A 22,780-nucleotide genomic window follows, 5' to 3' on the forward strand; every position below is an offset into this window, starting at 1 on the left:
TGTGAAATAGAGCAGATTTAAATAGACTAGGAGAGTTTGTCAAAGAGTACGACAACGGCTAGAACAGCACCATTTGCATTGGTAGTAGGCTGTAGGAAAGAGCATCGAGTTATATTTAAGCTTGGCCGTGTATTATGCTCCACAGACTGTGGCCCTTTAAAAGTATCGGTTGAAGTAAATCCCTACCAGCTTGTCGTAGCTTTTCTCGAAGCGTACACGAATGTCTGCTTTATTACTGATGCTAAAGCGTGTGTCCCCATACAGGGCAAAGTCCCAGCCATTACCATTCAAGCCCAGAGAAGGGACCACTCTCAGGTGTGTTTTCCAGCTATCGGACCAGTGATAAAGCACGCCTGCTGGGAGCTGAAGTTCTGAGTCATCGAAGTCAACGAAATCGACCTGTCCACCGAACATAGTGTAGGCTGAAAGGCGATTAAACCGACGTTCAGCCAAGCCTAAATAGCCTTTAAAATACGGGTGGTAACATTCATCATCATGGCACTCACTCTGCTCAAGTGAAAGAGCCAATTGCCATGCTAAGCGATCATTTTCAAACAAATTCACATCATTGGTATTGAGTGAAGCAACATTGAGAAAATCCAGTTTTTTAAGGCGCACCTTATCATTGGTTATATGAAGCTCAGTATCCAAAACAGTAAGAGCTGAATCTTTTAATCGAGCAACATCGATTGACAGAAAATCATAATAAGCAGCAAAACCCCGTAAGCTGAGATATCCACCATAGTTGTCGCTATAGCCTGTCCCTAGACCAAGATTAATAGGTAACTGAGCTAAATGGGGCGGTTTGGCTTTACTCTCCGGCCAATCGACACTAAAGCTGTCTAACTGTAGCCTTGTCAGGAGCAACTGACGCTTTTGCTCCTTGTAGTTGCGCTCAGACTCATCCTCTGTGACCAATAACAGTTCTGTGTACTCAGTTAAAACATCTAGGACTTTAGCTTTTTCATAATCAGAAAAATCATCGGACTGCATAAAGGAGGTCAGCTCTGAAAGATCTTTAGCGATCGTAATTGTTTGCTGCTTTTCTTTATCACTAAGGGCAAGGTACTTATTTTGAATACGGCTGTACTTAGACTGACGCTGGCTAACCGCTTTGACCAAAGGTTGCCCATGATGCATAACATTTGGAAGAGCATGGAATATATCAACGGGCATATCCCATGGCTGAGATCCTGTATTGAGAGGCTGTTCCAGTACGATATTCAAAATATCTTTAAACGCAGTGGAGCAGTTGTCACTCAGGAAGTAATAGCTGAAATCAACCTCCTGCAGCTCAAACAGGTGCGCCTGTACCAGCGCAACTTCTTGCCTGGTTAGGCTAAGTTCATATTCCCATAACTCCCGCTGCTCATTCTCAGCATAGCTTGCAGTATGAAGATAGTATGTGGCTGTCGTGTAACTAGCACTGTAGCCACCGAATATACCATACAACACATACTTAACCGGATTGTCATCAGGGTGAGCATTCGCCCCGAAGTTAATACCGGTATCCAGCAGTTCAATATCCGTTTTACTGTCACCCTGCCGGTTGAATTTCATCATCAGGTGACCAAAAAATGAGGCCGGATTTCCAAGATAGCCCGTGACATAAACCACACTGACCGACTCAGTTTTACTATGTTGAATCCATTGCTGATAATCGTCACAATCTTGCAAAGACAGTCCAAAATCAGAGCCAAAGTTGTCTTTAAGCCAGATATAGCGCGCAGGGTAGCGGCAATGAACCATTTCTGATGTTCTGGTAAAAGCGTTCACAGTAGCGCTCAGTTCTACTTCCGCATCAAAACGACCATTTTCGGAAAGGAAGAAATCAGGGCTGGAAATGGTACTGCTGCCATTTTTAAAATGCAGCAATTTGGTCCACTGATTCATCTGTGTTTCACTAAGTGAAACAGAGCCAGAGGCTGGCCAAGGATACATTGACCCTGCAAAGAGTAACAAACACAAAACGGGCGATACACCATAACGCACCACCCGTTTGTTAGTGTGGTTTAAGATGCCGAGCACTGTTGTGAAGCATGTTTTGCCACTATACGGTAATAACTATCAGCCTTTTCGTGATGGGGCATTTCAGCATAGTTATCCTTGGCCAATACTTTTGCGAAATCACTCCGTACGCCTTGACGTACCAGTTGTTGCTCTGTTTGTCCGCACCCAAGAATGTTCAACATCGCCATCATATGTTCACCTTCCCCCTGTACCGTTTCTCGTTCCAGTTCTGGGTAGGTTCTGTCGATAAATTGAGCGGCAGCATAAAATGGCCCCGAACAAGAGGCTGGGGTGGAATAGTAAGAGATCGATGCCGTAGTACCTAAGTCCCATGTCACGTTAGTAGTGACAGCCAACCAGCCATTTGCATAACCATTGGCAATCCAGTGCCCCAAGCCACACCCCTTATAGATGCCATCTAGGGAAGCATTGGCGTGTGGCAGGTAAGCAACAGAGCTTAGCAGCAAACCCAATGAAATAAATATCCTTTTCATACTACCTCCTATATTTACCCAGCCGTTTAAATATAGACAAGCAATATTAATATTACTTATTTTTATTGCTCAATTGGTTTTATTACTTTGCAAGGGTTTCCTGCCGCAACGACGTTAGGTGGAATATCTTTCGTCACCACACTGCCTGCACCGATCACACTGTTCTCACCAATGGATACGCCCGGACAGACGATAACACCGCCACCCAGCCATACATTGTCGCCAATGGTAATAGGCGTGCCAAACTCCACCCCCTCTTCTACCCGACCTTTAACATCTAATGGGTGACCAGCGGTATAGATTTGTACATTCGGTGCAAACAATACGTTGTCACCGATACGAACTTCTGCAACGTCTAGCACAACACAGTTGAAGTTGGCGTAGAAGTTTTTACCCAACTTAATGTTGGAGCCATAATCACAGCGAAATGGTGGTTCTAAAAAGGCACCTTCAGAGCCAGGAATTAGGGTGTCTATTGCGTCTCGCCATTCAGCCGTATCAGGAATGCTATTATTGAGCTTTTGCAACACTTTGCGACATTCAATACGCTCACCATAAAGTTGCTTGTCCCATGCATCATAGGGCTCACCAGCGAGCATTTTTTCTTTTTCACTTCTCATTACGCATTTACCTTTAACCACAGCACATCGTAGGCTGATAAAACAATCTCATCGCCGAGGAAAGACTTGCCAGAAAGCAGGTCCTTCGTCTGTCGAGTGCCCAAAATATCGCATATTGATGCAGGGATTGTTTGCTCCATTTCACCAAAATTACACAGAGCGAGAAGTCGCTCACCCTTTGCGTTAGTACGGCAGTAAGCAAAAAGTTGCGAACGATAAGTTTCTAGAATTTCTGTTTTCGCTAAACCAAACACTTCGTTGGTTTTGCGTAGTTTGATCATATAGTTAAGATCAGAATAAACACGATTTTGATAAGTGCCAAGAGTATTAGCCAACTCGATCGAATCTGGCGTTATTTCTGGACGATTAACCCAACGTGCATCNGTTTTCGCTAAACCAAACACTTCGTTGGTTTTGCGTAGTTTGATCATATAGTTAAGATCAGAATAAACACGATTTTGATAAGTGCCAAGAGTATTAGCCAACTCGATCGAATCTGGCGTTATTTCTGGACGATTAACCCAACGTGCATCATCGCGTTTGAACTTATCATTCAAGTAGCTGTRGTCATTTAAAATACCCAGTTCGTCTCCTTGGTAAATCAACGGAATACCACCGATGCTAAGGTTGATGCTGTTAAGCAAGCGGATACGCTTCAAAGCATGTTCAATCGCTTGTGCATCATCTGTGTCTATCGCTTTTTCTAAACCCGCTAGAGATGCTAATGAGCCACACACGCGGCAATCACCNATCAACGGAATACCACCGATGCTAAGGTTGATGCTGTTAAGCAAGCGGATACGCTTCAAAGCATGTTCAATCGCTTGTGCATCATCTGTGTCTATCGCTTTTTCTAAACCCGCTAGAGATGCTAATGAGCCACACACGCGGCAATCACCTGTGGTTGGGTTTTCTTGGAATGACACACCTTGTGAGAATGAGCCTTCAAACTTGCCGGTATAGAACTGATTCAAAAAACGACGGTGATCATAGCCGTTAATGCCTTGCTGCTCTGCCACCGCATCATCAAACGTCCAGCCAATATCATCGTGACAACGAATGTAGTTGACCCATGAACATTGGTCTGAGATCTCGAAGCTTTTCTTTAGAGATGCTGTCAGCAGCTTGGTTTCACGTGTTGCCAAGCTCTCCCACATCAATGCCATCATCAGTGGGTTGTAGGATAACTGACACTCTTGCTTGTCGATGTACTGTGCCACTTCGTCAGGGTGAACAATCGCTTCTGATTTGAACAACACAGCAGGCGCTGCNCTTTCACATTGGGTCCATTTCTCTTTCCAAATGAATGCGAGCGCATCAAGACGTAACCCTTCACAACCAATATTGGCGAGGAACAACATTTCATCGGTAATGGCGTTAAACACCGCTGGATTTGAGTAGTTGAGATCCCATTGGAAGCTATTGAATGTGGTCCAAACGTACTTCTCTACATCCTCTAAGAATGTAAAGCTGCCACGACGAACGGTTGGGAAGATCTCTCGGCAGGTTTGGTTGTACTCATCCACTTCCTTTTTATCGGTGAAGAAGTAATAAAAATCTTCAAACTCGGGGTTACCTCTGCGTGCCTCAACCGCCCATTTGTGCTCATCAGAGGTATGATTGAATACNAACTCGGGGTTACCTCTGCGTGCCTCAACCGCCCATTTGTGCTCATCAGAGGTATGATTGAATACAAAATCCAGCACCAAACTGATGCCTTCATCACTCAACGCCTCAGCGAGCTGCGCCAGATCTTTCTCCGTACCCAGTTTGGGATCCACTTTGCGGTAGTCCGATACCGCATAGCCACCATCGCTATCCCCTTCGGGCGCTTTGTAGAGCGGCATCAGATGCAGATAGTTAACACCCAGTGATTTTAGGTAAGGAATTTTCTGCTTCAGCTTCTGTAAATCTCCAGCAAATAGATCCACATACACGGCCATGCCGAGCATCTTTTCACTGCGATACCAAGCTGGATCTTTAAGTCGCTTCTCATCCAGGTTTTTCCATTTACGCTTACGACTAGAAAAGGCCTTGGCAAGCACCACCACCAGATTTTGTAGGTGCAAGAAAAAATCATAACGTTCGCCGTAAAGCGTGTGCAGTTGTCCGACTAAGGATGGAAAATGTTGCGCCAGACGTTCAAGAAACACCTTCTCGTCTTTCTTGGTCAGCTTTGGCAGCTCTACTGAATCAAGCACTTGTTGTAGTGCTTGTTGGGTTTGCTTTTCATTTAACATGGCATTTTTAATACTTAAATGGACTACTTAACAGGAGTAGGTGGGGAAACCCACCTACTTTTATTCGATCACTTCAATCTCAATATCAAGGTCTGTGGTAACCGTAACGCGAGAGCCAGTGCTCTTTGCTTTCGCGGCAACATGAATGTCGACTTGACCTAATGGACCAAACTGCAATTGAGTTATCGCATACTCATCAGCAAGTTTGGGACGAATAACAAGCTTGTTATTCGGAACATCGATCTTAATGCCAAACACAAACTCGATCAGAATGCTGACTAAACTTAACCCTGTCCAACCAACAAAATCACTTTTCGCAGGTGTTCCTTGTTGAATAATCTCTGGAGCATAGTTTTCCCATAACGTTCCTGTCTGAGAAAAAACCTTAGCTACATGGGCAACATGATTGGTGGCGATATCAAATGCAAGATCGTGGAACCCCTTCTCTTCAAGTCCTTTGAGCACCATATAGTTAGTCGGTGCCCATACACCACCGCGCCAATAATCGCCAGTTTGTGTATAGTGTTCGCAATCTGCAGACATCGTGGGTATTCGATGCGGTCTTTTGAAACTGTTCTCGTCATTAAGATGAGCAACAAACGGTGCTAATCGCTCATCGGGAACCATATCCGTCAATAGCGCCCAATAAGGAGCAATGGATTTAATCGATGAGAAAGAATCATCACGCAAAGTATCAAAATAAAACTGGCGAGATTCATCCCACATTTTCTCGTTAACAACCTGCTTGAGGTTTTCCACTTCTGCTTCAATATCAGACAGATTCTCATCAGTATTTAACTCTTCCTGCATTTTAAGCAGTAAAGTAGCGGACAAATATTGATGCAAAGTCACATCAATCCACGATGAGTGGCTATGATGTGAATAATCGTACTTTTTCTTATCGACCCTCAGTTGGTTGTCCATACCACATGACCAGCCACATCCCCAATACGTCCCATCTTTCCAAGTACGGTTGTCTGCGATCCACCGATGAAGCGCCAAAATAGGAACAAAAACATCACTTAATCGCTGTTTATCACCCATTTGTTGATAATGTTGCCACTCCGCCCATGGCAAGATATTCGGCCCTGTAGAGCTCGGGTCATGACGGTGAAAATGGTTCTGACCTGTTTCAATTGACAGCTCACGTCCGATAAAACCATCAAGCATCTGCTTAGCATACAGATTGTCTAACGTCCCAATAAAAGGGAATAAATGGTGAGCATATTTACCAAACATGGTAATGAACGCACTGTCCCACATGAACAAATGACCATTAAATGCCGTGTCAATAAAGTTAGAGACAAACCCATTCTCTCGCGTAGGTTGACGCAGGTTACTGAACGCAATTTGCCAAGTTTTCCAATATCCTGCGACCACATCAGGGCTAGAACCCCACTCAATGACTGGTAATTTATCTTGTATCTGCTCAAAACTTGGCAGAGGTCTGCCCTCTGCTTCCTTGCCAATAAAAACATTGTCACCGCGTACTTCAGAGTCAACATACAGCTCCACGAAATTGGTCTGTTTCTGCTCATGAACAATGGCAATGCCTTTTTCTGCTTCGTCCATCCAGCCCATTACACTACCTCTTCAAAGTCAGCTACTTGCATAGTTAACGTATCTAACGCTTGCTCAAGCTCTGATTCAGTGAACTTCGATTTACAGAACAACACCATATTTTTGATTGGGAAGAATGAAATCACCGTTTCTGCGAAGTTCTCGTCATTATCACCAAGATTGAAATCGATCCCTGAATGCTCAATAAAATACTCTATCAGCTCATCAGCATACGCTTTCGTTGCCGGATGAGCACGCAGCTCACCAAAGGTGGTATTGGGATGAACAATAAACGGAATTTTTGTTGTCGACTCAACACTGACGGTTTCCGTTAGTCTAATATCCTGGCATGAGGCTCCAATACGAATATCAAACTGACCACTTTGAACACGCCAGTCTGCTAACTTTTCATCAAAGAAGGCAAAACTACGTTTGTCTAGTACGAAATGCGCCGTTTGAGTCTCGCCAGCACGTAGGCTGAGCTTCTCAAACCCTTTTAATTCAATCTCTGGCCGTAATACTTCCGATTGATGATCTGAGATATAAAGCTGTACCACTTCTTTCGCGTCAATGTCACCACTATTCGTGACATCAACCGACACTTGTAGCGTCTGATCATCACGAATATGACGTTGCGAAAGGCGCAGGTTGTGGTATTTGAAGTGGCTGTAGCTTAAACCATGGCCGAACGGAAATAGCACAGGCAACTTCTTGGTTTCAAAGAAACGATAACCAACGTAAATCCCTTCACGATACGTGACTTCATAGCCCTCACCTGGAAAATACTCATAACTTGAAGTGTGCTCGAGTTTAAGTGGGAAAGTTTCTGCTAATTTGCCACTTGGGGATACCACTCCAAACAATACATCAGCAATGGCATCTCCCCCTGCCTGCCCCGGCAGGTAAGCTTCCAAAATGGCTTTAACTTCGTTGGCGAAAGGCATCTCTACCGGAGCCCCATTGTTTAGTACCACGACAACATTAGGGTTTACTTTAGTGATTTCTGCAATGAACTCTAGCTGCGCTTTCGGCAAGCTAAGGTGTGTACGATCAATACCTTCCGTCTCATAACGCTCAGGTAAGCCGCCACAAATAACTACCTTGTCTTTGCTTGCAGCTAGGGCTTTAGCTTGCTCTAACTTAGCAGCATCACACTTTTCATCATAGATCCCAAAACCTTGCATGAACTCGAGAGATTGCGAGTACTGCTGCATTGAATCCCAAGTGCTCGTGACCTTCGTTGGATTAGTGTGCGAACTACCTCCCCCTTGATAACGAGGTGTTTGTGCAAACTCGCCCAATACCGCGATTGAATCACTTACTTTCAATGGGAGAACTTGCTGTTCATTCTTAAGCAGGACCATACTCTCATGGGCAATTTCCCGAGCAATTTCATGATGACGCTGGGCATCAAATCCTTCGACTTCTGGCAGATTGTATGTGGTACGCAGTATTAGCATCAAAATACGACGAACTGACTCATCAAGCGCTAACATTAGCTCTGCATTACCCTCTAAAGCCGCTTCTATCTTTTTATCGTTGACACCGCCACATGAAGGCATCTCAAGATCCATGCTTGCTAGCAAGCCCTTAATGCGGCTGTTGGTTGCGCCCCAATCAGTTACTACCACACCATCCCAGTTCCACTGCTTGCGTAGTACCTCATTAAGCAGGAACTGACTCTCTGCGCCGTACTCTCCATTAACCTGATTGTAGGCACACATGATGGTATAAGGGTTAGCTTCTTTAACCACAGTTTCAAAGCTTGCCAAATAAATTTCGTTCAATGTGCGCTGGTCAATTTTTGCATTAATTGTTAAACGTTTGGTCTCTTGGTTATTACAAGCAAAATGCTTCGCTGATGTACCAACGCCTACAGACTGCGCACCTTGAATGTAAGCTGCACCTAAGTGTGATGACAGATACGGGTCTTCAGACAAATACTCAAAATTGCGTCCACATAATGGTGAGCGTTTGATATTCAGGCCAGGACCAAGGATGACATTGACATTTTCCGCACGGCACTCTATGCCAATCGCACGACCTTGGGCATAAACAAGTTCTCGGCTCCATGACGCCGCTAAACCAGCTTCCGAAGGAAAACAAGTGGCCGGTACACTCTCGTTTTGACCTAGGTGATCTTCTTTTTCACCTTGTTTACGTAAACCATGTGGGCCATCCGTTAGCATTAACTTAGGAATATTTAGTCGATCAACGTTTTGCGAATGCCAAAAGCCCGAGCCTGAAAGCAGCGAACATTTCTCACTGACCGTAAGTTCTTGCATCCATAATTCAACTTGCTGTTGTATGTCGATTTCTCGTGGCGTAATACTCATGCTACTTCTCGCCCTTACAGTGAAATATTTTGTTCAGTTTCCATATCGAAGATATGGCATTTATTCATGTCGATGCAGAATGTGTATTGATTACCCACATCACTTTCCCCTGCTTTTTCATGTGGGATCCGTGCACTACACGGCTGTCCATCAACTTCGAAGTAAATATTTTCTTCAAAGCCCATTCTCTCAAGGGTTAGGATCTCTTCTGTAAAACTGTTTTCTACACATTCAGGGTGCGTTTCCGCATTACCTATGTATTCAGGGCGAGAGCCAAACCATATCTCTTTTCCTACGTGAGTTTGTACTTTCGTAGCTTTTTCGGCTGGCAGGGTGAAACGATGTTTACCAAGTTCAACTGCGATCTCACCTCCCTCTTGGACCAGTTTGGCTTTCATTAGATTCATCGCAGGGGAGCCAATGAAACCCGCTACAAACTTGTTGGCTGGGTAGTTATATAAATTCATTGGAGTATCCACCTGCATGATGCGCCCTTGGTTAAGCACACAGATACGGTCACCCATCGTCATCGATTCTACCTGATCATGAGTCACGTATATCATGGTAGCTGGCTGACCTGATTTCTTTAACTCTCTATGTAAACTGGTAATACGTACACGCATCGAGACACGTAGCTTAGCGTCTAAATTTGATAATGGTTCATCGAATAAAAACACATCGGGCTTACGCACAATGGCTCGTCCGACCGCAACACGCTGACGTTGCCCTCCCGACATTTCTGAAGGTTTGCGATCAAGGAGGTCTGTGATTTGAAGTTTTTCTGCCGCTTCGCGCACCCGTTGATCGATCTCGTTTTTAGGTAACTTCGCCACTTTAAGACCAAATGACATGTTGTCATACACTGTCATATGTGGATACAGAGCGTAATCTTGGAACACCATAGCAATACCACGGTCTTTCGATGGCACATCATTCATGCACCGACCACCAATGTGTAGCTCACCTCCCGAAATACTCTCCAACCCAGCGATCATGCGAAGTGTAGTGGATTTTGCACAGCCTGATGGGCCGACAAAGACCATGAACTCACCTTCTTTGATATCGAGATCAATGCCATGCACGGCCTTAAAACCGTTGTCATACTGTTTTTCAATGCCCTTAAGGGTTACTGCTGCCATAGTTTTACCTATCAATTTTTCTAAGCGTGCCGCCAACTCGCCTCACGCATCAATTTGTATAAAAAGTAGTTAGTACTGGTTACTTCACAGCACCATCGGTAATGCCGCTAACAATCTGACGTTGCATGATCAAATAGAAAATGATGATCGGCACGATAGAAAGCACAAGACCAGCCATCGCTAAACCATAGTTACTGGTGTACTTACCAAAGAAGCTATAAGTCATCAGGGGCAACGTACGATCATCTTGGTGTAGCGTTAATGAAGGCAATAGGTAATCATTCCATAACCACAGCGCATTCAGCACTAACATAGTGGCCGTAATTGGCTTGAGCTGCGGGAAGATAATTTTCCAAAAAACCGTAAACTTACTGGCTCCTTCAATCGCACCTGATTCGTCAAGAGACTTAGGGATCTTCGCGATGAAACTGCGATACATGAAAGTAGACAGTGCGACGCCGAAACCGAGATAGAAGTAAACCAATGGTACCTTTCCGTTCAAAAAGCCTATCTTTCCAAATAAACTAACAAACGGGATCATGACCGCCTGAAAAGGAATGATCATAGAACCTACTAACACGTAGAAAATGATGTTCTTAAATTTGCTTGGCTCACGTTCTAGATAATACGCCAGCATCGCAGGGAAAACAGTTAACACCACTAAGCCCAGTAGCGTAATATAGAGCGAGTTACTAACGGCACTCAGAAAGTCCATACGGACAAAGGCTTCAACAAAGTTATCGAAATTAAACTCTGTCGGTAGTGCGAGTGGATTATTTAAGATTTCGAACTTGGTTTTTAATGAGTTAATAATAAGGATGGCAAAAGGAAAAACATATATTAATGCCAAAACTAACGTGACAACAAACACGCCTCGAGATTTGCTTTTCATCACTTTAAACCTCTTTCTTCTTGGTGAAGTAGACTTGTGCCAACGCCACAATCACGACCACAACAAATAGCAAGATCGCTTTTGCCTGTGCTGTTCCGTAGTTTTGGTATAGAAATGCTTCGTTGTAGATATTTAATGTCAGTAATTCTGTAGAGCGATATGGTCCACCATTGGTCAGAGCCAAGTTGACATCAAACATCATAAATGCGTTCTTAAGGGTTAAAAACAGACAGATAGTGAACGACTGCATCATCATTGGGATCTTGATAGCACGAAGGATTTGACCTTTACTTGCTCCATCAATGCTGGCCGCTTCAAGCAAAGACTTTTGAACACCCATAATGCCAGCAATGTAGATCAACATCATATAACCTGACTGCTGCCATACACTGACAATCACTAATGCCCAGAATGCTTTATCTGGCTCAGATAACCATGGTTCTAGCAACAGCTCAAAGCCTGTAATATCACCCACCGTGACAAAAATTCGATTAAAGATAAACTGCCAGATAAAGCCCAGCAAAATACCGCCAATCAAGTTTGGCATAAAGAATACTGAACGCAGTCCATTTTGGCCTTTGATTCCTGATGTAATCAGTAATGCTAAGCCAAAACCAATAATGTTAGTAAACACCAAGCAGTAGAGAACATATTTAAGTGTTGTGGTAAAGATCTTGAGAAAGTTTTCATCACTAAATGCATCCACGTAATTTTGTAGGCCAACAAACTCACCAAAACTAAAGCCATTCCAGTTGGTAAAAGTCAGCACAATACCCATGATAAACGGGATAAACAGCACTGTAGTGAAAGCAAATAAAGGGATAAATGCGAAGGTAAAGAAGTCCTTCACACCATCTTTGCGTATGGTGCTAAACAGCATAATAAATGTCCTAAATAAAGCGTAGAAACCGCTTGACGGTAATGACAGGCAGAAGCCCTGCCTGTTTTAACAAGATTATTTAGAAGTCCAGTACTTCTCTAATTCTCCAGCAAGCGCGGGCCGGTCAATCACGTCTCCTAAATATTTCTGCATAGATGCCCCCATAGACGGGAAAGCATCACCTGGATAATACATGTTAATCCAGTTAAGCGTTTCGCCCGCTTGCATTTTAGCTAATATTGTCCGTGACAACTCATCAGCAGGCTCGATTGTGATATTTTCATATACAGGAATGAAATTCATCTTGTTCACATAAGCGTCAATTCCCGCTTCTGATGTAAACAACCAATTCAAAAAATCTTGTGCTCCCTCACGCTCTGCTTCTGTTGATTGAGCAGCATCAATCGTGAAATACATAGGAACACCAACAGAAAGGGCGTTGTTACCTTTGAAGTCTTCGTCATTGTTAACTGGAACAGGTAAAATGCCAAACTCTCCATCGGCATTTAATTCATTCAAAATTGCGTAAGCCCAATTGCCTTGGAACCACATACCAACTTGGCCTTGTGCCAAAGCCATGGCACTCTCATCATAGGTTGGTGCTAATGGCGAACGCTTCGAACGGTTGTATTCTTTCATCAGGTCAAAAGTGTCCACCCAACCGTTGTAGACATCATTTTTTTGCAGAGAGATTTCACCAGCTTTAATGGCTTCAAGTGCTTCAAGATTAGCAGCAAGCCCATTGCCTTGGTTAGCAAACAGTACATTGGAGAAATGCGCCCCAAGCGACCAATCCATAGGTGAAACACTCACGGCATCAACATTATCTAAAGCCGAGATTTGTTCAAAAAGTTTAGCTAGCTTCTCCTGAGTATTAATGGTTGAAGGGTTAAACTCTCCTCCAACCGCTTGGTCCAGAACCGCTTTGTTATATAAAAAACCAAACGACTCAACAGTGATTGGCACCCCCAATACACGCTCACCATCTTTTACTACATCATAGGTGCCTGGATACGCATTTTTAATCAGTTCTGATTGGCTAAAATCCATAAGCCTATCTTTCAACTCTTGGGCTTCTTGCCCCATTACCATAATAGTTGGTGCATTATTTGATGCGTACAAAGCCGTCATTTTTTCATAAGTATTACCATCAATCGGTAGAGAAACAATCTCATACTCACTTTGCGAGGCATTATAAGTCTCCAATGCCTGTTCGAAATGAGGGCCAATCTCAGCTTTAATAGTGCCCAAGATGGTCACTTGTGTTCTATCCGATGACGAAGAGGTATTTTCTCCCCCACATCCGGCCAGTAAAAGAGTAGGAACGAGTAGGACAAGTGCCTGTTTCATAGTTTTGCTCCGTTAGTCTCGATTTTTATCGTTTTAATCTTTCTTCACACTGACGAGTATAACCATATTCCGATGCCATTCTGTGATCTCCAACAAATTACGTAACCGGTTACGTAAAAACAAATCATGTACGTGACAATGATCACACACTCAAATAAGCACCCAGCTTACAACCACTGCGAACGCCTAGTTCAAAGCGTGCTATAACTAGAGCTACCACCAAACGACAACCCATACTTAATATAATTAAATCAATAGGATAAATAATATTTCAATTGATTTAATGTCACTGTATATTTGACTTAAAAGAGACAGGCTTCTAGCCTTAGGATAGAAAATAGAACGGAGTAATAAAATGAAAGCACTCACAGTGGCGATACTTTTCACCATTTATGCGGGCAGTAGCATAGCCACGGAGATCAAGGATATAAAAAATGCTCAACTCCCTCAATTCGCTTACTGCCAAAAACTTGTTCAACATAAACACTACTGGTGCTTTGCCAATAAAGGCATAGTTATAAAAAACAATCCTACCCTAGGTAATAAGTGATTATATTCCTTCCGTTGTATATATCACAACGGAAGGATTAATAGGGTTCGGATATTAGTAAGCTAACCCAAATTTTGCAAAGTAGTTGTTTCCACTAGTATTATTATATGACTTATCCCAGTTATATACTGAAAACTCTGATATTAGTGCAAAAGTATCATTAAGCTTCATATTATATCCAATAATATATTTCATATAATCGCCATCGACATTGCTATCTTCGTGGTCCCCTTGCTGACCAATTTCGACTTTAGCCCAAAGCATTTTTTCACCATCAAAGGTATAAGCAATATTGGGTCTAACGGCAAACTCTGTATAAGTTGCTTCTTGTAATCCATGTGCATAAAATAGCTCAGCACCTATAGTAACATTCTCGCTTATTTCATACATTGGATGAACAAGATTTTCATTTACTCCTTCTTTACCTCCATCCCAATGCTTTAAGAGCACTTCACTATAAACACTTACATCATTATCAAACTTCTTAAATAAGAATGGCTTAAACCAATATGAGCTACCATCCTCTCCGACTGAGCCATAAGCAAACTCGCTACCAATATTCAATGAGTCACTTATCGAAATCTCATAGGTGGGTTTTATTTCCAATTCCGTCGCGTGAGTGGTTTCTGAATCAGAAGGATTATTTTGAAAAGTTGCTGCCAGTATACCCATTCTCCAGTTTGTATTTGGAATGGTGACAGCACCATCAATAAATACTTGCTTACTGAATAACTCTGTAGTTCCGTCATCATTGTCGAAGTACTCGAATTCCAGACCGGAAAAGTTATATATGGTTGCAGCTTCTGTTACTCCATCAAAGTTCAAGGTTGCAGAAAAGGTCGAAGAAGAAGTAAGTAATGCTCCCACTGAAAATAATTTTGCTAGAGTTTTTTTATTCACATTATTCATAGTTAATTTATGAGCCTATAAATATAAGTTTAATTTGTTAATATTTAAATATCACGAGTTACAATTTAGGAATTAAGTAATATATGATTTTAATATTACCTTTAAGACAATATAAACCTTCAGGGAGTGTATAAATCCACCGAACTATGTTTGCATTAGAGCGTCCTAATCAATCCAGTTTGCATTTTTAAGTTATCAGAACCACTAAAGTCTGATCTGTGATGATGAACACACAACGTAACCGGTTACTTACAAATAAGTAAATAATGTGACAAAAGTTCAAATTTTAGGCGAAGATTTGATATCAACACAGGAAAAAGACAATAAATACGCTCATTTAAATTTATTGTGCTCAAAATCAAGTAATCGGTTTCTCATGATTGTGAAACCGATTACTCATGTTATAGTGACCACAAATTCAGAGCCTTAAAAAGCGGTTATGACTCAAGAACCCAAACTCAACATAAAAAAAGTGGCCGAAATTGCCGGCGTGTCCGTCGCATCTGTTAGTCGATCACTCAATGGCAAAGGTGGTATCAGTGAGTCCACACGACAGAAAGTGCTGGATACCTGTAAAGCTCTTAATTACAACCCAAGTCTAACTGCTCGTAAGTTGTCGAGCGGAAAAGATATCAGTATCGCCATCCTTCTAAGTCGTAACGACACACAACTTTCTCCATACATGACATTGATGTATAGCAATCTACTGGATGAATTAAACAAACGAGGTTTAGCTCCAGAAATCGTCTATCACGAAGAAGTCGATACCATTAAACAGCGTGCTTGTGGGTGTATTGTCATTGATGCGACGGAAGGAGATGAGCGCCTTGCTTCATTAAAACAACAACAAGTGCCTTATGTTAACGTCGGCAAAAAAGTCGATGGTTGGTGGGTCGCGCCAGATGAATACATGGGGATCAGACAAATCACCCTTAACTTGGTAAATAAAGGTAAAAAACGCATTGCCTTTGTTATTGCAAGAGATAATAACCCTGTAGAAGAAAGCTTGCGTTTTCAAGGATATAAGAGTGCTTTGGATAGTGTTGGTCTACCGAGCAAAGCGATTATATTTGAAGGTAGGCATTTCCAAGGAATGCATGCTTGCTCCTATTTTTTCCGCAATCCTGAGTTATTGGATCAATTTGATGCGTTTGTTTGTCATTCTGATGAAATTGCTCTTGGTGTCGCAGAATCAATAAGTACTCAGAATCGAGCTATCCCAGATGACATCGCCATTACAGGTTTTGACGATCTACCAGTGGTATCAACCGATCTGACAACCGTTCGTCAAGATTTGGCTCATATTGCCAGCAAAGCCGTTGAATGCCTCGACTTAGCAAAAACCGGACAAGAACCTTTTGGAGTGATCAGCCCAGTCGAAGTGATTTCCCGCCTAACGGGTTAATGATTAATATTGCTCACTCTAGACTGACTGGAAAGGGCATATACAAACTAAAACGCGATACCAATCGGTATCGCGTTTTTTGTTTTTAGAACTTAGTGTTTAGGCCAGCTTTCTCTGGAGCGAATGTAACGTTGGCAAAGCCGTCATGGCCCCTTTCTGCGGCGTCACCAGTCACTCAAACTCGGTTTGAAGTCACCTCTTTCATACTATTTGCTACCTTCACATAGCTCTAACCAAAGCACATCGTAAGCCGCTAGCTCTAACAGGTCGCCAGTCATACGATTACCTGTCAGCTTATCGACAACTTGTGCTTGTTTGCAGCCTTGGTTCTTATCAGCATGTAAGATGTCGCAAATCGAAACAGGCAAAGTTTGCGTATGCTCGCTGAAATTACAAATTGCCAGAAGCTTACTGCCATTTTCATGTTCGCGGCAGTAAGCAAACAGATGCGGGCGATAGGTGTCCAAAATTTGCGTTTTCGCTAAACCAAACACTTCGTTGGTTTTGCGTAGTTTGATCATATAGTTAAGATCAGAATAAACACGATTTTGATAAGTGCCAAGAGTATTAGCCAACTCGATCGAATCTGGCGTTATTTCTGGACGATTAACCCAACGTGCATCNATCAACGGAATACCACCGATGCTAAGGTTGATGCTGTTAAGCAAGCGGATACGCTTCAAAGCATGTTCAATCGCTTGTGCATCATCTGTGTCTATCGCTTTTTCTAAACCCGCTAGAGATGCTAATGAGCCACACACGCGGCAATCACCCGTCGTCGGGTTTTCTTGGAATGGCACACCTTGTGAGAATGAGCCTTCAAACTTGCCGGTATAGAACTGATTCAAAAAGCGGCGGTGATCATAGCCGTTAATGCCTTGCTGCTCAGCTACAGCATCATCAAATGTCCAGCCAATATCATCGTGACAACGAATGTAGTTGACCCATGAACATTGGTCTGARATCTCGAAGCTTTTCTTTAGAGATGCTGTCAGYAGCTTGGTTTCACGTGTTGCCAAGCTCTCCCACATCAATGCCATCATCAGTGGGTTGTAGGATAACTGACACTCTTGCTTGTCGATGTACTGTGCCACTTCGTCAGGGTGAACAATCGCTTCTGATTTGAACAACACAGCAGGCGCTGCNAGCTTGGTTTCACGTGTTGCCAAGCTCTCCCACATCAATGCCATCATCAGTGGGTTGTAGGATAACTGACACTCTTGCTTGTCGATGTACTGTGCCACTTCGTCAGGGTGAACAATCGCTTCTGATTTGAACAACACAGCAGGCGCTGCGATCTGTAAACAGGTGTTGAAACACTGAATCAGCGTGTGTGCTTTCGGCAAGCTTTCRCATTGGGTCCATTTCTCTTTCCAAATGAAYGCGAGCGCATCAAGACGTARCCCTTCACAGCCAATATTGCCGAGGAACAACATTTCATCGGTAATGGCGTTAAACACCGCTGGATTTGAGTAGTTGAGATCCCATTGGAAGTTGTTGAATGTGGTCCAAACGTACTTCTCTACATCCTCTAAGAATGTAAAGCTGCCACGGCGAACGGTTGGGAAGATCTCTCGGCAGGTTTGGTTGTACTCATCCACTTCCTTTTTATCGGTGAAGAAGTAATAAAAATCTTCAAACTCGGGGTTACCTCTGCGTGCCTCAACCGCCCATTTGTGCTCATCAGAGGTATGATTGAATACNGAACGGTTGGGAAGATCTCTCGGCAGGTTTGGTTGTACTCATCCACTTCCTTTTTATCGGTGAAGAAGTAATAAAAATCTTCAAACTCGGGGTTACCTCTGCGTGCCTCAACCGCCCATTTGTGCTCATCAGAGGTATGATTGAATACAAAATCCAGCACCAAACTGATGCCTTCATCACTCAACGCCTCAGCGAGCTGCGCCAGATCTTTCTCCGTACCCAGTTTGGGATCTACCTTGCGGTAGTCCGATACTGCATATCCACCATCGCTGTCGCCTTCGGGCGCTTTGTAAAGCGGCATGAGGTGAAGGTAGTTGATGCCTAGTGATTTGAGATACGGGATCTTCATTTGCAGATTTTTCAAATCACCAGCAAACAGATCCACATACACGGCCATGCCGAGCATCTTTTCACTACGATACCAAGCTGGATCTTTAAGTCGCTTCTCATCCAGGTTTTTCCACTTACGCTTACGACTAGAAAAGGCCTTAGCAAGCACCACCACCAGATTTTGTAGGTGCAAGAAAAAATCATAACGTTCGCCGTAAAGCGTGTGTAGTTGCCCAACCAAAGATGGGAAATGCTGTGCTAGGCGTTCAAGAAACACCTTTTCGTCTTTTTTGGTGAGTTTAGGTAGCTCTACTGAATCAAGCACTTGTTGGAGTGCTTGCTTAGTTTGTAATTCGTTTAACATGTTTTCTCTCCTGCCAAGCTAGATACTTGAACGTTGCGAAGTGCTAGCGAGCCGCTATCCACGCTTAGGGCGACACTTGCTTGCGTCTCTTTGGCATAAACAAGGTTGGTAAAGCTGAATTGACCAGCGTTGATCAGTAGCTCGACCGAGCCTTTGTCGATCAACACTTCGACTTGGAATTCGTTATCAATCGGTAGGGTCACCCGATAGTCATGTGGGAAGTGTTTATCAATCCGTTCAGTGCCAAACTGACCGCGGCGCACTGAGCGCACCTCAACCCCTTGTTCTACGAGAACAAACTCAAAGTAAGCCGGATTATCTTGGTAAACATTCAAGTGCAGCGTTTGTGTATCTTGTAGAGCCACATCTGCACGGAACTTCATGACTTCTTGTTGGCTATAAAGGCTAATCGCTTGTTCATCACTTGGCTCTGGCGTTTGTACGTCAAGGTTTAACGCCTGATTAAGCTCTTTGACAAAGCGTTGTCCTACGCGTAGCCCTGCTTTACCGCCAAACAGGAAGAGCTCACGAGGCATGGCCATCGAACTGCGGAATTGTTGTGTTGGCAGTTCAAGAGAGTACTGATGGTTGCTCATCCATGTGCTGACAATTCGGCGACCGTCTGCTTCGGGGATATCAGAAAATGACTGAGTCGCGTAGTAATCACGACCGAAATCGAGCCACAATACACTCTCTGGATGGTTGTGATTGACGAAGATTTCGCCATCAAAGTCGCCGATAAAATACTGCGTACCAGCACCGCCACAGTGCGCACCCTCACCAATGCCAACCACCAACACCCAACGTGTTTCTTGTGAGCCTTCGATAGGCAGTTCAAACAAGTCTGGGCATTCCCACGGGCCTTTACTGTGGGCACCATGGCGGTAACCAAACTCACTCACTAAACGCCAATCCAATAGGTTGGTAGAACGGTAGAACTCGATATGTTGCCCGCAAGACACCACCATCACCCACGCTTGGCTTTGCTCATGCCAAATCACCTTAGGATCACGGAAATCCGGATTACCACGTGCCGTGATGATCGGTGCTCCATCAGCATATTTTTTCCACGTTAACCCATCCTGGCTATAAGCAAGTGACTGCTGCTGAATTGGGTCTTCTACTTCAGTGCCATCAGCCAATCTCACTTTGGGTTGAATGAACGAAGTATAGAACGCCAATAAGCCTGGTTTGCCTGTCTCGAATAAACCCGAGGTGTTATGCCAATCAACAATTGCACTTCCCGAGAAACACATGCCAGATTCATCGGGATAAAGTGCGGGCTCAAGCTCTTGCCAATCAATCAGGTTGGTACTGATTTTGTGCCCCCAGTGCATTGGCCCCCAAACGGTGTCGCTTGGGTAATACTGGTAGAACTGGTGATAATGACCATTGAAGAACACTAATCCGTTTGGATCATTCATCCAACCCGAATCCGGTGTCATGTGAAGGTATGGGCGGTATTTTTCTGTCATTTTCCAACCTGTAAAGTCGTTGAATACGTCTGGGTTTGGTTCAAAAAAAGGAGCCGGACAGGCTCCAAACGGACTCAAAGCTGCCAATGTCAGTCCAAAACCAGAAATATTAAATGCAGTGGAAACTCTCCTCCTGAGTATCAGGAGGAGAGGTCATTTTAGAAGCTGTAGTTCACGCCAATCAGACCAAATGGCAGGGTGTTTTCGCCGTCTTGACCATCGCCGAACACCACATCAACTGTTTTGTAGCTGAACTCGCCAAATACGCTCCAGTTTTTCGAAATAGGATAGTTAGCCGAAGCACCTAGCTTGACGTAATCCTCAGAGTGTAAGCTTGCACCAGTACGGTCATTTTCTTTGTCGAACTTGCCGATTTCAGCGAAGAGAGCCGCGCTCCAGTGACCGAAGCTGTACCACATCCCCGGTTTAATGATGGTTTCCGTTTCAACTTCTTTATCGGCGTCACCTTTAGCATCCCAAACACCTTGCTGGTAGCGGAAGTTAATCCACGCTCCCATGTTTTCTGCGATCTTGAAGCCAAAGCCAGGTTCTAGCTCGTAGTAGTCAAAGTTTCCGAGGTTTTGCTTAATCTCGACGTGATACATAGCGTAGCCGTGAAAATCTAGCCAATCGTTAATCTGGTATGAGCCAAATACTTTACCTTCAGGCGTGCTTCGCTTATCCGCGCTTTCCTGAGCGTATTTCACACCCCAACCGATGCTGCCATTATCAATGGCGTAAGATTTATTCAGGTATATCTCTGTAATGTCATTCACTCCGTCATGATCGGCACTAAACAGCTCTCCTGAGTAGTTAAACTCTCGAGCCATGTAGAAGCCAAAATCCACACCCGCCCAGTCTTCGTGGCGGAAATTGCCATTCGCTAGTGAGTATTTGACTTTACCGCCATTGTTCAGCACTTCGCCGTTTTTGACTTCTTTCCACTGCTCGATTTCAACGTTGGTACCAATCGTACCGTGCAGTTTGCTGTCTTCACGAGGCTCAGCATTCAATGCTGTTAACAACTCAGCTTTCGAATACTCGTTTTCTAGCGCGCTCAGCTTGGCTTTCAGCTCAGCTTCTTCAGGGTTAATTTTTTCGTTGGCGATTGCCACGCCGGAAATTGTGAGTGCAAGAAGTACAGAGGATGCCACTACTGTCTTTTTCATGAGGTATACCTTATTATCTCAGTGTTACTGTCTGTCCCGCGCCAACGGGATAGTTTTTTTGATGCCTGCGCCAACAGGCATTAAGTGCACATTCAAATCAGTCGAAAGCTGAATTTTGAATGCAGTAATCCAGAGCCCGCCGCCAAGCGGGCTTTTTTATTGTTGTTATGATTTAGGGGTAACTAGCTGGCTTGCTGAATTTGCGGTGGAAGCGTTATCAGGTCATCAATGGTTTTACCGCGCTTAAACGCAAGGCCTTTGCTATCGAAAAGATGACACTTCTCAGCAGGAATTCGGATATTTAGCCTTTGACCGATTTCAACGTGGACAGTCCCCGGTACACGCACCAAGACTTCCTGACCGCCACGAACCAGTGTGGTGTAAAGCAGCGATTCCGTTCCCAGACGCTCTAGACCTTCAACAATAACGCCCACTCCCTTCTCATCGAGGTGGATATCTTCTGGTCTGATTCCCAAAGTCATTAGCGCGCCCTGTGTTGCAGCAGTCGCGTCAACATCGGCTTCAAATGTGTAATCACCCACTTCTACCCTTGCCTGATCGCCAGTCGCCTCAACCAATGTTGCGGGCAGCAAGTTCATTTTCGGCGATCCGATGAAACCAGCGACAAACAAAGTTTGTGGGAAGTAGTACAGCTCCAGAGGCGAGCCGACTTGCTCTACCACACCGGCACGAAGGACAACTATTTTATCCGCCAGCGTCATCGCTTCTACTTGATCGTGCGTGACATAAATAACCGTCGACTTCAGTTTCTGGTGATATTCCGCCAACTGTAGACGCATGCGAACACGCAGAGAAGCATCTAAGTTTGATAGCGGTTCATCAAGCAGGAACAGCTTAGGGTTGCGCACGATCGCTCGGCCAATCGCCACACGTTGACGTTGACCACCTGATAGCTGGCTAGGTTTCTGCTTCAGCAGGTTAGTCAGTTCCAGCATTTCCGCTACCTGGCGAACTGCTGAATCAATGTCTTCTTTGCTTTTCTTTGCCAGTTTCAGGCCGAAAGCAATATTTTCGTAGACCGTCATATGCGGATAAAGCGCATAAGATTGGAACACCATGCCGATGCCACGGTCTGTAGGCGAAAGGTTGTTCACCACTTCACCATCTAAGCACATCTCTCCTGATGAAATCTCCTCCAAGCCAGCCACCATACGCAGCATGGTTGACTTACCACACCCTGATGGGCCAACGAATACCGTGAACTCTCCGTCTTCAATGGTCAGGTTGGCATCCTTGATAATGTGCGCACCATCAGGATAGATTTTATTGATGTTCTTCAGTTCTAAACGTGCCATTGTTCTACCTACGTCTTTAATGAGGGCGAGCAAGCTC

16 protein-coding genes and 1 pseudogene are annotated in these 22,780 nt (G+C 44.0%); 1 reads left to right on the top strand and 16 read right to left on the bottom strand.

What is annotated here, in order from left to right:
• Positions 1-156: 156 nt before the first annotated feature.
• The 11 genes from L1D15_RS04770 to L1D15_RS04820 all read right to left on the bottom strand — a co-directional run bounded on the left by L1D15_RS04770 (position 157) and on the right by L1D15_RS04820 (position 14,971).
• Positions 157-1,893 (bottom strand): DUF4105 domain-containing protein, encoded by a 1,737-nt coding sequence (locus L1D15_RS04770; protein ID WP_239874836.1) that lies wholly within the window; start codon positions 1,891-1,893, stop codon positions 157-159.
• Positions 1,894-2,012: 119 nt separating this feature from the next.
• Positions 2,013-2,504: a DUF3015 family protein gene (locus L1D15_RS04775; protein ID WP_239874837.1), complete on the bottom strand. Its 492-nt coding sequence runs from the start codon at positions 2,502-2,504 to the stop codon at positions 2,013-2,015.
• A 62-nt stretch (positions 2,505-2,566) separates the two neighbouring features.
• Positions 2,567-3,124, bottom strand: a complete 558-nt coding sequence (locus L1D15_RS04780; RefSeq protein WP_239836068.1) for a sugar O-acetyltransferase — start codon at positions 3,122-3,124, stop codon at positions 2,567-2,569.
• On the bottom strand, positions 3,124-5,364 hold the full coding sequence (locus tag L1D15_RS04785; protein ID WP_239874838.1) for an alpha-amylase family protein: 2,241 nt from the start codon (positions 5,362-5,364) through the stop codon (positions 3,124-3,126). The genes L1D15_RS04780 and L1D15_RS04785 overlap by 1 nt, the downstream gene beginning before the upstream one ends.
• Positions 5,365-5,424: 60 nt before the next feature.
• Positions 5,425-6,945, bottom strand: coding sequence for a trehalase family glycosidase (locus tag L1D15_RS04790; protein WP_239874839.1), 1,521 nt, complete (start codon positions 6,943-6,945; stop codon positions 5,425-5,427).
• Complete coding sequence (locus L1D15_RS04795) at positions 6,945-9,260, bottom strand: glycoside hydrolase family 3 C-terminal domain-containing protein (RefSeq protein WP_239874840.1); 2,316 nt, start codon at positions 9,258-9,260, stop codon at positions 6,945-6,947. The genes L1D15_RS04790 and L1D15_RS04795 overlap by 1 nt, the downstream gene beginning before the upstream one ends.
• Positions 9,261-9,274: 14 nt before the next feature.
• A complete protein-coding gene (ugpC, locus tag L1D15_RS04800; protein WP_239874841.1) occupies positions 9,275-10,399 on the bottom strand; it encodes a sn-glycerol-3-phosphate ABC transporter ATP-binding protein UgpC in 1,125 nt (374 codons plus the stop codon).
• A gap of 79 nt (positions 10,400-10,478) precedes the next feature.
• On the bottom strand, positions 10,479-11,291 hold the full coding sequence (locus L1D15_RS04805) for a carbohydrate ABC transporter permease (protein ID WP_239874842.1): 813 nt from the start codon (positions 11,289-11,291) through the stop codon (positions 10,479-10,481).
• Positions 11,292-11,295: 4 nt separating this feature from the next.
• On the bottom strand, positions 11,296-12,171 hold the full coding sequence (locus L1D15_RS04810) for a sugar ABC transporter permease (RefSeq protein ID WP_239864444.1): 876 nt from the start codon (positions 12,169-12,171) through the stop codon (positions 11,296-11,298).
• A 75-nt stretch (positions 12,172-12,246) separates the two neighbouring features.
• The gene (locus L1D15_RS04815) at positions 12,247-13,521 is read right to left on the bottom strand and encodes an extracellular solute-binding protein (protein ID WP_239874843.1); all 1,275 of its coding nucleotides are present in this window, start codon (positions 13,519-13,521) and stop codon (positions 12,247-12,249) included.
• 604 nt (positions 13,522-14,125) lie between these two features.
• Positions 14,126-14,971: a hypothetical protein gene (locus tag L1D15_RS04820; protein ID WP_239864447.1), complete on the bottom strand. Its 846-nt coding sequence runs from the start codon at positions 14,969-14,971 to the stop codon at positions 14,126-14,128.
• A gap of 448 nt (positions 14,972-15,419) precedes the next feature.
• Here L1D15_RS04820 and L1D15_RS04825 point away from each other — a divergent pair, with 448 nt between their 5' ends.
• Complete coding sequence (locus L1D15_RS04825) at positions 15,420-16,385, top strand: LacI family DNA-binding transcriptional regulator (protein WP_239864448.1); 966 nt, start codon at positions 15,420-15,422, stop codon at positions 16,383-16,385.
• 206 nt (positions 16,386-16,591) lie between these two features.
• On the opposite strand, the gene L1D15_RS04830 is transcribed toward L1D15_RS04825, so the two are convergent.
• The 5 genes and pseudogenes from L1D15_RS04830 to ugpC (L1D15_RS04850) form a co-directional block, all read right to left on the bottom strand.
• Positions 16,592-18,115, bottom strand: coding sequence for an alpha-amylase family glycosyl hydrolase (locus L1D15_RS04830; protein WP_239875117.1), 1,524 nt, complete (start codon positions 18,113-18,115; stop codon positions 16,592-16,594).
• Between the two features lie 26 nt (positions 18,116-18,141).
• Positions 18,142-18,783: pseudogene (locus L1D15_RS22095) on the bottom strand (alpha-amylase family glycosyl hydrolase); the annotation flags it as partial.
• Complete coding sequence (locus L1D15_RS04840; RefSeq protein WP_239874844.1) at positions 18,777-20,345, bottom strand: glycoside hydrolase family 32 protein; 1,569 nt, start codon at positions 20,343-20,345, stop codon at positions 18,777-18,779. The gene L1D15_RS04840 and the pseudogene L1D15_RS22095, both read right to left, overlap by 7 nt.
• A gap of 71 nt (positions 20,346-20,416) precedes the next feature.
• Positions 20,417-21,427 carry an OmpG porin family protein gene (locus L1D15_RS04845; RefSeq protein ID WP_198562020.1) on the bottom strand — a complete coding sequence of 337 codons (1,011 nt, stop codon included), beginning with the start codon at positions 21,425-21,427 and terminating at the stop codon, positions 20,417-20,419.
• 182 nt (positions 21,428-21,609) lie between these two features.
• The gene (gene ugpC / locus L1D15_RS04850) at positions 21,610-22,743 is read right to left on the bottom strand and encodes a sn-glycerol-3-phosphate ABC transporter ATP-binding protein UgpC (protein ID WP_006961323.1); all 1,134 of its coding nucleotides are present in this window, start codon (positions 22,741-22,743) and stop codon (positions 21,610-21,612) included.
• Positions 22,744-22,780: the final 37 nt, after the last annotated feature.

It is taken from the genome of Vibrio sp. Isolate25 (assembly GCF_022398025.1).
GTDB classification, from domain to species: Bacteria; Pseudomonadota; Gammaproteobacteria; order Enterobacterales; family Vibrionaceae; genus Vibrio; species Vibrio coralliilyticus_A.

Coding starts and splice junctions, on each gene's coding strand:
- L1D15_RS04790 (WP_239874839.1), bottom strand. CDS start 6,945: ATGGGCTGGATGGACGAAGCAGAAAAAGGCATTGCCATTGTTCATGAG.
- L1D15_RS04815 (WP_239874843.1), bottom strand. CDS start 13,521: ATGAAACAGGCACTTGTCCTACTCGTTCCTACTCTTTTACTGGCCGGA.
- L1D15_RS04805 (WP_239874842.1), bottom strand. CDS start 11,291: ATGAAAAGCAAATCTCGAGGCGTGTTTGTTGTCACGTTAGTTTTGGCA.
- ugpC (WP_006961323.1), bottom strand. CDS start 22,743: ATGGCACGTTTAGAACTGAAGAACATCAATAAAATCTATCCTGATGGT.
- L1D15_RS04775 (WP_239874837.1), bottom strand. CDS start 2,504: ATGAAAAGGATATTTATTTCATTGGGTTTGCTGCTAAGCTCTGTTGCT.
- L1D15_RS04780 (WP_239836068.1), bottom strand. CDS start 3,124: ATGAGAAGTGAAAAAGAAAAAATGCTCGCTGGTGAGCCCTATGATGCA.
- L1D15_RS04795 (WP_239874840.1), bottom strand. CDS start 9,260: ATGAGTATTACGCCACGAGAAATCGACATACAACAGCAAGTTGAATTA.
- L1D15_RS04770 (WP_239874836.1), bottom strand. CDS start 1,893: ATGAATCAGTGGACCAAATTGCTGCATTTTAAAAATGGCAGCAGTACC.
- L1D15_RS04810 (WP_239864444.1), bottom strand. CDS start 12,171: ATGCTGTTTAGCACCATACGCAAAGATGGTGTGAAGGACTTCTTTACC.
- ugpC (WP_239874841.1), bottom strand. CDS start 10,399: ATGGCAGCAGTAACCCTTAAGGGCATTGAAAAACAGTATGACAACGGT.
- L1D15_RS04845 (WP_198562020.1), bottom strand. CDS start 21,427: ATGAAAAAGACAGTAGTGGCATCCTCTGTACTTCTTGCACTCACAATT.
- L1D15_RS04825 (WP_239864448.1), top strand. CDS start 15,420: ATGACTCAAGAACCCAAACTCAACATAAAAAAAGTGGCCGAAATTGCC.